Source organism: Robertkochia solimangrovi, from assembly GCF_007279655.1.
GTDB lineage: Bacteria > Bacteroidota > Bacteroidia > Flavobacteriales > Flavobacteriaceae > Robertkochia > Robertkochia solimangrovi.
In genome coordinates this window covers 74,042-88,903 of sequence record NZ_QKWN01000010.1, presented here as the reverse complement: position 1 = coordinate 88,903, position 14,862 = coordinate 74,042, and the positions used below count along the sequence as shown (strand labels likewise).

Annotated in this window: 9 protein-coding genes; 4 read left to right on the top strand and 5 right to left on the bottom strand. The window is 41.4% G+C overall.

What is annotated here, in order from left to right:
- The first annotated feature begins 72 nt into the window (after positions 1 to 72).
- From DMZ48_RS14315 to rsgA, 3 genes are all read left to right on the top strand, one after another.
- Complete coding sequence (locus tag DMZ48_RS14315; RefSeq protein ID WP_143955844.1) at positions 73 to 4,440, top strand: CusA/CzcA family heavy metal efflux RND transporter; 4,368 nt, start codon at positions 73 to 75, stop codon at positions 4,438 to 4,440.
- 4 nt (positions 4,441 to 4,444) lie between these two features.
- Positions 4,445 to 5,590 carry an efflux RND transporter periplasmic adaptor subunit gene (locus tag DMZ48_RS14310; protein ID WP_143955843.1) on the top strand — a complete coding sequence of 382 codons (1,146 nt, stop codon included), beginning with the start codon at positions 4,445 to 4,447 and terminating at the stop codon, positions 5,588 to 5,590.
- A gap of 297 nt (positions 5,591 to 5,887) precedes the next feature.
- A complete protein-coding gene (gene rsgA / locus DMZ48_RS14305; RefSeq protein WP_143955842.1) occupies positions 5,888 to 6,955 on the top strand; it encodes a ribosome small subunit-dependent GTPase A in 1,068 nt (355 codons plus the stop codon).
- A gap of 496 nt (positions 6,956 to 7,451) precedes the next feature.
- Here rsgA and DMZ48_RS14300 read toward each other — a convergent pair whose 3' ends face one another.
- From DMZ48_RS14300 to DMZ48_RS14290, 3 genes are read right to left on the bottom strand one after another with little or no spacing between them, the layout of a single operon-like run.
- On the bottom strand, positions 7,452 to 8,651 hold the full coding sequence (locus DMZ48_RS14300; RefSeq protein ID WP_143955841.1) for a Gfo/Idh/MocA family protein: 1,200 nt from the start codon (positions 8,649 to 8,651) through the stop codon (positions 7,452 to 7,454).
- 3 nt (positions 8,652 to 8,654) lie between these two features.
- Positions 8,655 to 9,995: a Gfo/Idh/MocA family protein gene (locus DMZ48_RS14295; RefSeq protein WP_143955840.1), complete on the bottom strand. Its 1,341-nt coding sequence runs from the start codon at positions 9,993 to 9,995 to the stop codon at positions 8,655 to 8,657.
- Between the two features lie 6 nt (positions 9,996 to 10,001).
- On the bottom strand, positions 10,002 to 11,381 hold the full coding sequence (locus DMZ48_RS14290) for a 3-keto-disaccharide hydrolase (protein ID WP_143955839.1): 1,380 nt from the start codon (positions 11,379 to 11,381) through the stop codon (positions 10,002 to 10,004).
- Between the two features lie 356 nt (positions 11,382 to 11,737).
- On the opposite strand from DMZ48_RS14290, the gene DMZ48_RS14285 reads away from it, so the two are divergent.
- The gene (locus DMZ48_RS14285) at positions 11,738 to 12,805 is read left to right on the top strand and encodes a glycoside hydrolase family 43 protein (protein ID WP_143955838.1); all 1,068 of its coding nucleotides are present in this window, start codon (positions 11,738 to 11,740) and stop codon (positions 12,803 to 12,805) included.
- Positions 12,806 to 13,141: 336 nt separating this feature from the next.
- Here DMZ48_RS14285 and DMZ48_RS14280 read toward each other — a convergent pair whose 3' ends face one another.
- Together DMZ48_RS14280 and DMZ48_RS18920 are read right to left on the bottom strand one after the other, a co-directional pair.
- The gene (locus tag DMZ48_RS14280) at positions 13,142 to 14,359 is read right to left on the bottom strand and encodes a DUF3500 domain-containing protein (RefSeq protein ID WP_143955837.1); all 1,218 of its coding nucleotides are present in this window, start codon (positions 14,357 to 14,359) and stop codon (positions 13,142 to 13,144) included.
- Between the two features lie 21 nt (positions 14,360 to 14,380).
- Positions 14,381 to 14,806, bottom strand: coding sequence for a DUF2975 domain-containing protein (locus DMZ48_RS18920; RefSeq protein ID WP_479685358.1), 426 nt, complete (start codon positions 14,804 to 14,806; stop codon positions 14,381 to 14,383).
- Positions 14,807 to 14,862: the final 56 nt, after the last annotated feature.

The window sequence follows — 14,862 nt, the reverse complement described above, 5'->3', positions numbered from 1 at the left end:
TTGTTTGAATAAAAGTAGCCATGAGTCATCTCATTGGCTGGATATGTTTGTATTCACTACAATCAATAAAATATGTTAGATAGAATAATTCAATTTTCAGTTAAAAATAAACTGGCAGTTGGTGGAATGATAGTATTGTGGATTATCTACGGTATCTATGAGGTCACGCAATTGCCGATCGATGCGGTACCTGATATTACGAACAACCAGGTACAGATCATTACGACCGCTCCGTCTTTGGGAGCCGAAGATGTAGAGCGGTTGATCACCTTTCCGATAGAACAGGCCATCAGTAACATCCCCCAACTTAAAGAAAGTCGAAGTATTTCCAGGTTTGGATTATCCGTAGTAAGTATTGTATTCGATGAGGATACCGATGTGTACTGGGCCAGACAGCAGGTTGAGGAGCGGATGAAAAAGGTTGAGATAGACGAGAATAGTAATCTCCCTGAAATGGCTCCGGTTACCACAGGATTAGGTGAAATATATCAGTATGTACTTAAACCTAAAAAAGGATATGAAGAGAAGTATTCATTGACAGAATTAAGGACGCTGCAGGATTGGGTGGTACGCAGAAACCTTTTAGGAACACCCGGAATTGCCGATGTATCTACCTTTGGTGGAAAATTAAAGCAGTACGAAGTCGCGGTTAATCCTGCAAGGCTTAAAGCACAGAACTTAACGATCAGTGATGTATTCGAAGCCCTTAATCGCAGTAATGAAAATACCGGAGGCGCCTATATAGAGAAAGGGGCCACCGTTTCCTATATTCGAAGCGTTGGACTCGCTAAAAGTATTCCGGATATTGAAAACATAGTGATCAAAACTACCGAAACGGGTACACCTGTACTTATTAAGAATGTTGCCACGGTTAGTCTGTCTTCTGCTATCCGATATGGTGCACTCACCACCGATGACATTGGAGAAGCGGTGGGCGGTATCGTCATGATGTTGAAAGGCGAAAATGCAAACAACGTAATTGATGAAGTAAAGGCAAAGGTTGCTGAGATCGAAACCATGTTACCGGAAGGCTTGACCATTGAGCCCTTTCTTGATCGAACGAAAATGGTAAATAATGCCATTGGAACGGTCGAGAAGAATTTGATAGAAGGGGCCTTGATCGTGGTACTGGTGCTGGTACTTTTCTTAGGGAATTTTCGCGCCGGATTTATCGTAGCTTCCGTCATACCTCTGGCGATGTTGTTCGCCATTATTATGATGAACACCTTTGGAGTCAGTGGTAACCTTATGAGTTTGGGAGCTCTTGATTTCGGACTCATCGTGGATGGTGCTGTTATTATTGTAGAGGCAATTTTACATCACATACATACCTCCGATAAATATAAAAGGGTTTTACGTATCGATCAGCATCAAATGGATGAGGAGGTTTCCGGTTCCGCTTCACGTATGATGAATGCTGCGGTCTTCGGACAAATTATTATTCTAATTGTATACCTGCCAATATTATCCTTACAGGGGATCGAAGGGAAGATGTTCAAACCTATGGCGCAAACCGTTGCTTTTGCCATTCTGGGTGCCTTTATTCTTTCATTGACCTATGTGCCGATGATAAGCTCCTTACTGATCAGTAAGAAGATAAGCAAAACCCCGAATCTTTCGGATAAAGTAATGTTCCGACTGGAAAAGTTCTATGCAAAGATCCTGGTCAAAGCGATGAAACGACGTATCGCGATTATCGGGGTTGCGCTGGCCTTGTTTGCCACAGCGATCATGATTTTCAGTAAAATGGGTGGAGAATTTATTCCTCAGTTGGAAGAAGGCGATTTTGCCGTTGAAACCAGATTATTATTGGGAACGAACCTCTCTACGACAGTGAATACGATACAGGACATTTCGAAAGAGTTGAAAAAGCAATATCCCGAGGTGATCAGGGTGGTATCCCGTATCGGAAGTGCCGAGATTCCAACAGACCCGATGCCCATAGAAGGAGGGGATATGATCATCGTACTAAAGGATAAATCTGAGTGGACCAGCGCATCTTCATTTCCGGAACTGGCAGAGAAAATGACAGAAACCGTTCAACAGGTTTCTCCGGGAGTAACTACAGGTTTTCAATATCCGGTTCAGATGCGATTTAATGAATTGATGACAGGGGCAAAGCAAGATGTGGTTTGTAAGATCTATGGTGAAGACCTCGATAAACTGGCGACCTATGCGGAACAGTTAGGGGCTATCAGCCAAACCGTTTCAGGTACGGCAGACTGGTATGTAGAGAAGGTTACCGGGATGCCTCAGATCGTAATCGATTATAACTGGGCTGAAATGGCGAAATATGGTTTGTATGTACAGGATGTCAATCGTACGGTAAATGCAGCTTTTGCCGGAGCGGTTGCAGGAAATATTTATGAGGGTGAGAAGCGGTTCGATCTGGTGGTCCGCGTGGAGAACAGCGGAAGAAAGGATATCAGTGATGTCAGAAATCTGCTGGTTGCAACTCCGTCAGGTACTCAGATTCCATTGTATCAGGTAGCCAGTGTTACCGAGGTGGAAGGTCCTAATCAGATACAAAGGGAAAATGCCAAAAGAAGGATCATCGTAGGTTTTAACGTCCGTGGAAGAGATGTTCAGAGTATCGTGAATGAATTACAGGAAAAGGTTAAAACTCAGTTACAAATGGATGCAGGGTATTATATCACTTATGGAGGTGCTTTTGAAAATTTACAACAGGCAAAGAGCAGACTCGGAATAGCCGTTCCGGTAGCATTATTACTGATCCTGGTCCTCCTTTATTTTGCATTTGGCTCCTTGAAGGAAGGAATTATAATCTTTACCGCCATCCCATTATCCGCCATCGGTGGAGTCTTTGCCCTTTGGTCTCGCGGTATGCCTTTCAGTATATCGGCAGGGGTTGGATTTATCGCCCTTTTCGGAGTTGCAGTTTTAAATGGTATTGTGTTGATCTCAGAATTCAATGCAATTCGTAAGACGGGTCTGATAACAGATCCGCTAAAAGTAATCGTTACGGGTACAAAGAACCGATTGCGTCCGGTCTTGATGACTGCTGCGGTAGCATCCCTTGGTTTTATGCCAATGGCACTTAGTAATGGAGCGGGAGCAGAGGTACAACGTCCTTTGGCAACGGTTGTAATAGGAGGGCTGATCACGGCAACACTGCTTACACTTTTTGTCCTGCCGGCCATTTATCTTATGAGCTATCATTCAAAAGTGACAATTCGTAAAAAGAAAAAATATGTGACCGGAATGAGTATTCTGATTTTAGTACTATGCCCTCCGCTCTTACAAGCACAGGAAAAAGTTTCGATCGGAATGGAAGAGGCAGTGCACATCGCGATGGAAAATAACCGTCGTGTTCAGTTGGCTACTAAAGGAGAGAATGCACAATACCTGTTATCAAAGTCCGGCTATGATATCGGTAAAACACTGGTGGATGTTGATTACGGACATTATAACAGCACCTATAATGATACCAGGATCGGTATCAGTCAGGATTTTAGTTTCCCTACCGTGTACGTACGTCAGAAAAAGGCTTTAAAAGCTACCTATCAGGCAGCAAAGGCAAATACAGCCATAGCCAAACAGGAACTTCAGGGACAGGTTCGAAGCTTGTATTACGAATATATCTGGCTTGTTCAGAAAGAAGAATTATTGCAGTACGCAGATAGTATTTATAGTATTCTGGAGGCTAAATCGGAACTTAGATTTAAAGTTGGAGAAGCCAATATTTTGGAACGGAGTGCTTCAAAGTCGGCACGTCAGGAATATATTCATCAATTGCATCTGGTGCATATGGATCTGAAAACCACTTTGAATACCTTCAATACCATGCTACAGGATAGCTTAGCGTATATACCTGAAACCGTTCAACCCAGGATTCCATTTAATGAAGAGGTAGGTCAAATAGCAGAGTTACCTGCCCTGCAACGGGCCAGGTATCAGGGTGAAGCTGCCAAATGGGAGTGGAAAACCGAACGGGCAAGATTATTACCTGACATTACTGTGGGATATAACAGTACGACGATCAATGGTTATCAAACCGATCAGACGGGAGCAGAGGTATACTATGATAACGGTGACCAATTCGGTTATGTGACTGCCGGGTTAAGGATACCATTATTCTTTGGCAGTCAGAGTGCCAAAAATAAAGCGGCCAAAGTTTCTTATGAACAGTCAGTAATAGCGTCAGAGGCCTTACGTATCGAATTGGAAACCGCTTTGAATAATGCCAGGAGTATCGTCGCTGAAAATGAGGAAGCCCTTAAATATTTTGAAACGGTAGGGCTTCCTAATGCACAGACCATTATCGATGCCGCCAATAGTCAATTAAACAATGGGGATATCGACTACTTAAGATGGGTTCAGGTGGTCAATCAGGCCATTACGATCAAAAATGAATATCTGGACACATTGAATGCATACAATCAGGCAGTTATACGCGTAATGTCACTAACAAATATGTAAAATCATGAAAAAGTATATTATAATAACCATGGGCCTCATACTCGGATTAATTTCTTGTAATGAGCCGGAGGAAAAGAAGGAAGCTATCGCTGAAGCATCAGAAGTAGCGGTAACGGATAACATATTACGCCTAACAGATATTCAGATGAAGAATGTAGGCTTGGAAACAGGTGTTCCAAACATAGGAAAATTAAATGAGGTGATAACCCTACAAGGATTGGTCACAGTGCCTCCACAAAACAGAGTGGATGTAAGCTTCCCCTTGGTCGGATACATTAAAAGTACCAAAGTAATGGCTGGGATGCATGTGTCTAAAGGACAAGTGCTGGCTGTAATTGAAGGGATGGAACTTATACAATTGCAACAGGACTATTTAACGGCAAAGGAAAAGTTTCAATTAGCCGAACAGGAATATGGAAGACAAAAGGAATTGAATAGAAGCAAGGCGACCTCAGATAAATTGTTTGAACAGATTTCAACAGAGCGGGAAACGCAACGGATCCTGATGACCTCTTTGGCACAAAAGCTTGCTTTGGTTGGCATCAATGCAAAATCCTTAACCGCGGCTACCATCCATAATTCTATAGCCCTGGTTGCTCCGGTAAGCGGATTAGTATCTGTAGTCAATATTAATGCTGGTAAATATATTTCTTCTACTGAGAAACTCTTCGAGATCCTGGAGATGAAAGAGGCCATTATGGTATTCAATGCTTTTGAGAAGGATATACCTAATCTGGTAGCAGGGCAGACGCTGGAAGTATACAGTAACGGTGATACGCAAAACCGTTTCGAAGGGAATATTAAGTATATCAATCATAGTCTGAATACCGACCATGCTGCAGAGGTGACCGCCGTTGTAAGTGGAAGTACGGAGGCGCTCTACCCGGGTCTGTTCGTGAATGCAGAGATCCATGTAAAAAACAAAACAGGATTAACCGTTCCAGAAGCCGCAGTAGTTCAATGGAAAGGCGTTAGCTATGTATTTAAAGCTATAGAAAATCAGATTTTTGAGATGGTTCCTGTAGAGGCAGGCATTAGTCAGAACGGCCAGCAGCACATCAAGTCAGATACAATTGATGAAACCTCTGAAATTGTGGTGAAAAATGCATATACCCTGTTGATGAAGGCGATGAATGCCAGTGAAGAGTAAGGAAATTTTATAGTGAACATTCAACAGAAACCACTCTTCGGAGTGGTTTTTTTTTAGTTTGAAAAAGTTACTAAGAACGGTCATTGAGAGACGGAAGTTGAAGAACTATATTTTTTCAACTATTTATTTAAAACGTTCAAGCCCATATGAACCAGGGGAACCAACGGAATACACTAGATGAATTTTAAAATATTCTGCTCTTCAAAAGAAATATGTTTTAACTTAAGGCTGGTTATAAGTGCTAAGACATTACATGATCGAAGCCAGTATAGGGAATTAATTAGTTAAGAAGGGAAGATGGAACTTGAAGATTTAGGATATAATAGTATTCTGGAAAAGTATCGAATCGATCAAAACCTGCAAGGGTTTAAAGTTGGTCGTGTAATTTCGGAACATAAGGAACGGTATATCGTAAAGAATACTGAAAAGGAGTACGACGGTGAAGTGATTGGCAATCTTAGATTTACTGCGAATAGCAGGTCCGATTTCCCGGCGGTGGGAGACTGGGTTGCCTTTTCGGAATACAATGAAGACGATGCACTTATCCATGCCATCTTACCCAGAAGGTCTGTATTGGAACGACAAGCAGTCGGTCAACATGGAGAAAAACAAATAATTGCGACCAATATCGATTACGCCTTAATCATACAGGCTGTAGACCGGGATTTTAATATAAACCGAATCGAAAGATATCTGACCATTTGCCATTCATCAAAGGTTGAACCGGTGGTCGTTCTCACAAAAACTGATCTGGTCGATGATGATTTACTGAAGGACCAAATAGGAAAGATCAGCGAAAGAATTCCTGAATTACCGGTTTTTACGATGAGTATGGAAGATCCGGAAGCGCTTAAAATAGTAAAGGATTTTATCCATAGGGGTAAGACCTACTGTTTGCTAGGGTCTTCAGGTGCAGGAAAGTCAACTCTTACCAATTTACTTTCAGAGCAATCGCTGATGAAAACCAGTCATATCAGTTCCAGTACTCAAAAAGGAAGACATACCACCAGTCACCGTGAACTACTGGTATTGGAAAGTGGGGGAGTGATTATCGATAATCCCGGAATCCGGGAAGTGGGAATCACCGATTCCTCAGAAGGATTGGAAACCACTTTCGAGATGATCAGTAGGACAGCGGAACATTGTAGATTTAATGATTGCACGCATACTAATGAAACCGGCTGTGCGGTTATTTCCGCAGTGGATAATGGAGAAATCGATAAGGCTTCCTACGAGAACTATTTAAGAATGGAAAGGGAAAAAGCACATTTCGAGGAAACCATTGCAGAAAAACGGAAGAAAGGTAAGGCGTTCAATAAGATGATCCGGGATATGAAATCAACGCACTCCAAATACAAAAAATGATTTTTAATTTCTGTGGCGGATATAGTTATATTGAACTCTTTTTATTGTAAACCTGGTAGTATAACAAAGCACGGACCTCCTTTTTTTTCAAGGAACTATAGGTATTATTCTTTGATCTCATAATGAAAGCCTTCAGGTTTTTATTAAAAATAATAAGAGGCTCAAACGATTCCCACTCAAAAGACTGAGCCTTCAAATCCCCGTAAAGCCGAGCCCGCGAGCCCCCAAAAAAAACTAATCCCGCGAAGTTTCCAAAAAAACTGAGCCTGCGAAGATCACTTCCACCACAGGTCACTCTAGCATCATCGTGCGTCAGCACTATGATAGCGACGACACTCGACGAATTCTTTTTCAGGCTTGCCTGAATAAGAAAGGAGATCGACACTCCAACTTCGCCGAAGGCCGAAGGTAGGATCGTCACTCTCCGGTGCGCCAGCAGACCAAAAGATTTTATCAGTACCTCAGTTACGATCGATCTTAAGATTAGTTGAAACTCCTAACCCAACCATTCAGAATACTCCGGACTCCAGTCCGCCTTTGTTTTCGAATACATAGCATCCAGTCCCATTTGTACACAGATCGCCGCACCGGCTCCAGTCTTGAGATTGGAGATCGGCTCACTGCCATTGAGAATACTATCCCTGAAATCCATCAGGGCCTGTTTACTCGGATCGTTGTGAGAAATATGAATAGGAATACCTTTTCCATCTTCCCATTGCAGGGTAGCGCCAGATACGCCATCTACGTCTCCGACTTCTTTATTCGGGTTTCCTTCAGGGTAGAACCAGGCATTGGTATATCCTAAAATGATCGTGCCTTTGTCGCCCATGACCTTGATCTGGTAATCGTCTTTGGCATTGGAGGTGAGGCATTGGAAGGTCGCTTTTACCCCGCTCGGATAATTGTAAATTAGATGGATATTATCGTAAGTTTCGCGGCCATCTTTCCAATAATTAATACCTCCCAATCCAACGACTTCTTTTGGGTGTTCTTCCAGTACCCAATTGGCAAAATCTATTTGATGGGAGCACAGTTCGGCGGTCAAACCACCGGAATATTCACGATACATACGCCAGTTGATCAATTTTTCAAGGGAAGGGTCAGGTACAGGTCTGCGCCAGTTCCCGTTCCGGTTCCATTGGCTTTCAAAAGCAGTTATATTACCAATCTTACCGTTTTTGATCATCTGCACAACTTCGGTATATAACCTGGAAGAATGATACTGATGTCCGGTTTGAAAGATGAGTTCTTTATGTTGATTTTTCTTATGAAGTAATTCCTTAATAGCACTATAACCCTTCACCAAAGTCTTTTCACCATAGATATGCTTTCCGGCATCCAGGGCATCCATCTCGATTTTAGCATGTTCGCTGAATGGTACGGCCACTAAAATTGCATCGATGTTTTTATCATCCAATACACCGCGATAATCTTTATAACCTTTGGCATTTCCGTTAACTTTTTTCAAGCCATTTTCGAGGCGAAAGGGCAGCGTATCGCAACAGGCGGAAACTCGTATGCCTTCAATTTCATTGAGGAAGGGGATGAGTCCGCTTCCACGGTCACCGGTGCCGATAACTGCGATATTAACTGTGCGGTTAGGATTATTCAGGATATTAAATCCTGAAAGTGCAGCAGTGGTGGTAACTCCGGCTACGGCGAGGCCACTCGTTTTAACAAAGTTTCTTCGCTTCATTTTTTATAAGTTTAATTCCCATCCGGGAGCATATTGTCGGTTCCAAAGTTGCATGGCTTCACGATCGTAGATTCGTCCGGTATTTTCATCGATACTAAAACCTTTGTTGATCCGGTAAGCAATATTGGCATAATGTACCATGGCCATACTGATGCTTGCATCATCGATGGGAGCGGTTAATTTTTCTTTTCCCCGTATCGTGTTGAAGAAATTAAGGACATGAGCGGTTGTAACGTCGCCCCCACCTCCCAGGGCAGTACCTGCTTCATTGCTTTGACTGTCGAATTCTTCAATCACAATGCCATTTCTATCGGTAAGTCGGTATTTTTCTCTATCCACAAAAACAGTTCCTTCGCTTCCATAGATGATAGTCCCTCGGCCTCCTCCATACGTGTCATAACCATTCCTACTTTTCCCGTCCCATTGAATGATCTTGTCATCTGTGAACTGGAAGGTAGCCAGCATGGTATCGTACATTTCCCAGCCATCGTCTGAGAAGTGACGTTTTTTAGCTTCGACTTCAGCATATAACGGGTAGTTGACATCCAATGCCCATCTCGCTACATCGAGTTCGTGTGTTCCGTTATTACCGGCCTCTGCGGTTCCGTAGTTCCAGCCATACCAATGCCAGTTATAATCCCAGGTGTTATCGGTATACGCTCTTCGTAAAGCAGGGCCCTGCCACAATTCCCAATCCAATCCCTCAGGAACGGGGGCTGCTTTTTGTACGGAGGTTTCTCCTCTGGCATTGGTGTAGAATGCCAGGGCTTTATACGGAGTTCCGATAATACCATCATGAATTTTATCAATGATCTTAATGGTGTGGTCGGAAGAGCGTTGCTGGTTTCCCATTTGAACCACTTTATCATATTTTTTAGCAGCCTGTACCAATACTTCATTTTCATGCATATTATGACTACAGGGCTTTTCGACATACACGTGCTTTCCGGCTTTCAGAGCCATAATGGAACCGGGCGTATGCCAGTGATCTGGTGTAGCGTTAAATAAGATATCTACGTCTTTATCTGCAATAACGTTCCGAATGTCATTTTCGAGTTTTGGCTGATAATCGGCATTTTTTGTAAAATCGATCAAAGCTTTGTCCCGTTGTGATTTCATCACATCACAGAGGTACAAAAGATGTACATTGGCTTCTTTCATCTGTACGGGCTCGTAATAAGCGCCAACACGTCTGCCAAGACCTGCAAAGGCGACATTCAGTCGGTCATTTGCTCCGATTATCCTTCGGTAGCTGTTTGCCGGCATGGCCATCGCGGGTCCGCCCAAAGTAATGGCTGCTCCACCTAATGCGGTTTTTGATATAAAGTCTCTTCTTGTGGTCATAACTCTTTAGTTCAGGGGTTTGATTTTTATGTCTTTGAAATATACCTTATTTCCATGGTCTTGAAGCAGTATATTACCTTTCTCTAACAGTCCGAACCCGGGCCAAACCTTATATTTACTTTCAGACACGAGCTTTTTAAAATCTTCACTACCCCGCTCATACTCCAGAACTTTAACGCCGTTAAGCCAATGTTCCACATGGTCATCATGGGAATAAATGCGAGCCGTATTCCATGTGCCTACCGGGTTGATCGGTTTATCCGGATTTGCCTGAATAAGATCATAAAGCGATGCAACGGTTCGGCTACCTTCATGGTTTCCCAATTTGGCATCCGGATGTCGTTCATCATCTAATATTTGATACTCCAGTCCGATCGAGGAGCCTTCTCCTTTGTTGATCTCGGTATCCACATAATATTTAATACCACTGTTCGCTCCTTCAGTGACTTTAAAATCTACCGAAAGCTCGAAATCACTGAATTGTTCGATCGTTACAATATCACCTCCATCGGCTGCTTCTTTTCCATCGGCTTCGAGCACCATAAGGATACCGTCTTCTATTTTCCATCCTTTTTCCGGGAAATTTGATAGTTTGGCTCCACGCCAGCCATTCGTAGTGGCACCATCCCATAACAATTGCCAGCCATCTTTTTTCTCCTGATCGGTCAGGTGATTTTTTGTGTAAGTTGGAGGTATCGGACTTTTAGTACTGTATTTTGAAAGGCTATCGGTAAGAATCCGTATGTTCTTCCATTGAATATATTTACCGGGGGTATCTTCTTTACCTATGGAATGTACCTGTAAGGCAATAAAGCCTTCGTGCGTTTTATCGTCTATAAGATTGGCGGTGGGAATACCATTAACCCAGGTTTTGATCGTGTCGCCCAGGGCTTCAATACGGTAATGATTCCATTCATTTTGCTTGAATGCTTTCTGTGCTTCTTTTTGTCCTTCGAGATTTACTAACCAACCCCGGCGACCTTCGTCATAAATACCACCGCTCCACGCTCTGTCAGATGGATCGATCTCGATCTGATATCCATGAACGCGTCCGTTTTGGTAATGAGGCAGACTATTGCTTCGTATCTGTATACCGGAGTTCATCGTTGAATCTACTTTAAAATCCAGCTCTAAGATGAAATCGTCATAGTTTTTATCGGTGGTTAAAAAGGAATTCGGACTATCCGGTACGGTTGTTCCATAGATAATTCCTTCTTTTACTTCGTATAATGCAGCACCGCCTTTTTGATTCCATCCGGAAAGATCCGTATCATTGAAAAGGGGCTGCCAGGGAATGTTTTCCTGATCTTTTTGTTGACCTGCACATCCAGGTATGATGAGAATAGCAGATAACAGACTCAGAAAGTAAAAAAATCTGATTTTCATAGTTAAGATTTTAAAATCGAATGGTTTAATGGAAAGAGAATTTTATGCATTGATAAGAATGAAATTCACGAAATCGATTTAGTTCAGGTTTTGAAGATATTAAATTTACTTCAAAAAAGCGACTATAATTTCTGGGGTTGTTCATTTATTTTCATGAATTTAACGGAGTACCTTCTTATTGCAATATTTCTTTTCCCTGATACTTCTCTTCAGGAAGCGATATGAAATGAGCGGGTTTCTTCGCGATCTCTGATAGGGGCCATTTAATTTTAAATGTTATTTTTACATTTATAAACGCTCTGGACGAAAAAGTGGACTGTTCCCTTAAATTAAAACCTTTAAACGTATACTGTTATATGAATTTTAAAACCTTACTATTAGTATGTTCTTTACCGCTATTTTTCAGTTGTAAAGATGTAACACAAAATAAATCTACGGATACTCAAAATGAAACGATGGAGGCGTATTTGATGACGTATTTTAAAGATGATGATCACAGTTTACATATGGCTTTGAGCACTGATGGTTATACGTTCGCCGATATAAATGATGGCAAGCCGGTGGTTGCCGGAGATACCATTGCCAGTCAAAAGGGAATCAGGGATCCTCATATTACCCGTGGACCTGATGGTGCATTCTATGTGGCGATGACAGACTTGCACATTTTTGCGAAGGAAAAAGGTTTTCGGGAGACGACCTGGGAACGCCCGGTGGAAGATTATGACTGGGGTAACAACCGGGGATTTGTATTGATGAAATCTTTTGATCTGATCCATTGGACTCATAGCGATTTTCTTTTTGATGAACATTTCCCGGAATTGAAAAATATTGGTTGTGCCTGGGCTCCCCAAACGATTTACGATCCTAAGGAGGATAAAATGATGGTATATTTTACGATGCGTTTAGGACATGGCCTTACAAAAATGTATTATGCTTATACGGATGATGATTTCACCAAAGTTATAACGCAACCAAAATTAATATTCGAATATCCAGATCCGGAAATACAAGTGCTCGATGCGGATATATTACCCCTGAATGACGGTAGGTATATGATGACTTATGTTGCACAAGAGAATCCGGGCGGAATAAAGATGGCGTTTTCTGACCGAATTAACGGGGGGTATGTTTACCAATCGGATTGGATAGATCAGGAGCCCGGTGCCTGTGAAGCTCCCAATATCTATAAACGTATAGGAGAGGATAAATGGGTACTGATGTACGATATTTTTAGTATCCAGCCACATAATTTCGGTTTTCTGGAAACTACCGATTTCAAGTCCTTCGAGAATTTAGGCCATTTTAATGAAGGGGTAATGAAAACTACCAATTTTACGTCTCCTAAACACGGTGCCGTAATTCAGCTGAGTAAATCTGAGGCTGTAAAGCTCGCAACTCATTATGGGATGAATCTTAATTTTTAATGGCGGTTAGTGAGGAGACTTTGTACCCTATAAGCTTTCTTACCTGATCTTTTAATTCCATTTTGTCAAAAACTATAATACTAAACCCCGCAAGACCTGATGACTTGCGGGGTTGTTTTTTTTGAGACGCTCCCAGCGGAGAAAATGAGTCTAATTAATCCTTTAAAAGGACAGTATTTTTAGATCTTTTCTAAGGTTGTATTTCAGGCATTCGCCAAAAGAGTCTCTTTATTAAATGAAGGTCAAAATCCATCAAAAGCAGGTAATTTCTATACTGAAATACAGATAGGATGATAGCTGTAAATGTCGATTCAATCCTTTATTTTAACTTAGGTTTCAATTTTTGTGATGATGCCTTTCTTTGTGTTGTCTCAATAAGTCTTTGCCATAATCATTGCCATTAGGGGTTCTCACAACTGTATGGATGTGATTCCTTGTGGGCTTTCCGTCATCAGCATTTGGTATGCTGGCCACTCTTTGATGATCAAATTCAATCAAAATCACCGGACTATGGATTCTATAATAGAAAACGGCATCCTCAGTGGTGTATCCAATCCAGGAAAACCAAGTATTATCCATATGCTCCATTACTTCTTCCATTTTAACTTTATCATGTCCCTCACGAATATTACTGATGTACAAATAAATTAGGTCCAATAGTTTTTCCTGCTGTTCATTGGTAAATTTTGAGACAGGTATCCCTTCATAGTTGAGAATCAAATTATCTTTATTTGCCCCAGCGACATTATTATTGCCGGATTTGATCTTTGTGATTGTTGCTTCTTTTTGCTGTGCTGGTTCAAGGGACTTCATGAGTGCTAAACCCAAGTTCTGTTCATCTTGAAAAAGGGTATTTCCTTTATACTTTCCGGAAGTTGTGATTATGGGTTCACCACCCATAAATACAGGAGACATTACCACCTGGTCGCCCAAGATAAAATAATTGATTACCAAATGGTGTCCATCCAATTGCCAACCCCATGGCTCAGTGCCCGAAGGATTTCCCATAATGGTCAAAAAATACAATTCTTCATCATAATCCAATGAACCATTATTAAGTTCTTTGAGAGTTTGGTCGGTCTTCATAATGTCTTTGCTTAGTTGCAACCCTTTTGCACTTAAGGATTCCTGAATTAACAGAAAGGCATCTTTCTTCTGGTTGTTGTTCAATTCTTTTAAGCTTACTCCATGTCGGTCATATATTCCATTATCTACGTTACTCCACTTCCTCCATTCCTTATCATCAATATTAAATGTTGTTCGTTCTATTTGTGAAGGTGACAGATTTTTTAAAAATTCCCTGGCAGCCTGAAGAATTGGCAGGGTCGAAACTCCGGTTGAACGAATTTGAAAGAAATCAGTCGAATCGCTTTTTCCTGAAAAAATTCCACTATAAGGCTCTTTCAAAGCGTCTGCCTCCATTTTGGAAAACCGTTCTTTTACAGGATTTACTTTTTCAGGACTTTCCGTTGTTCTGGAATTTCCGTTTTGAACCTTTTTAGGCTTGCAACCAATTGCAGTGAATAGTATGAGTATTATGAGTACCTTTTTCATATTACCTTATTAGTGTACCTTTTAATTATTGAGATTTTCTTTACCAGTCCCTATTGCTAGTTTTTTCTCCAACCTCCTGATGAATATGGTGGCCGCTATGGCTATCGAAATACTACTGATGATTACGATAGAACATAAAGCTAAAAAGCCAGCGGGGTCGTCATCTTTATGGTGGTAGATCCTTATATAAATTCCCGCTATTGCAATTAATATAGAAAATAGGATGGCACTAAATTTAATTCTGTTTAAGGATCTTAAGGTGTTCATGGATAGTAATTGATCTCGCCGAACATAACTGACGAATAAAAACACATTAAACAACCCGATATAAAAGGCGATAGAGGAGAGGTAACCATAGAGTATGAACGGGTCCATATAAATATGAAAAAGATCCAATTTTTCTGCTCGTCCTTCTATCAATGGAAACCAAATCAAGGCAGCAAGCACTAATAGACCAATAATTGCCAAGATGATTTGGATACATAATAACGTACTATTTTTCA

Bases quoted from the DNA above. Each gene is read 5' to 3' on its own strand.
- DMZ48_RS14315 (WP_143955844.1), top strand. From the start codon at position 73: ATGTTAGATAGAATAATTCAATTTTCAGTTAAAAATAAACTGGCAGTT.
- DMZ48_RS14310 (WP_143955843.1), top strand. From the start codon at position 4,445: ATGAAAAAGTATATTATAATAACCATGGGCCTCATACTCGGATTAATT.
- rsgA (WP_143955842.1), top strand. From the start codon at position 5,888: ATGGAACTTGAAGATTTAGGATATAATAGTATTCTGGAAAAGTATCGA.
- DMZ48_RS14300 (WP_143955841.1), bottom strand. From the start codon at position 8,651: ATGAAGCGAAGAAACTTTGTTAAAACGAGTGGCCTCGCCGTAGCCGGA.
- DMZ48_RS14295 (WP_143955840.1), bottom strand. From the start codon at position 9,995: ATGACCACAAGAAGAGACTTTATATCAAAAACCGCATTAGGTGGAGCA.
- DMZ48_RS14290 (WP_143955839.1), bottom strand. From the start codon at position 11,381: ATGAAAATCAGATTTTTTTACTTTCTGAGTCTGTTATCTGCTATTCTC.
- DMZ48_RS14285 (WP_143955838.1), top strand. From the start codon at position 11,738: ATGAATTTTAAAACCTTACTATTAGTATGTTCTTTACCGCTATTTTTC.
- DMZ48_RS14280 (WP_143955837.1), bottom strand. From the start codon at position 14,359: ATGAAAAAGGTACTCATAATACTCATACTATTCACTGCAATTGGTTGC.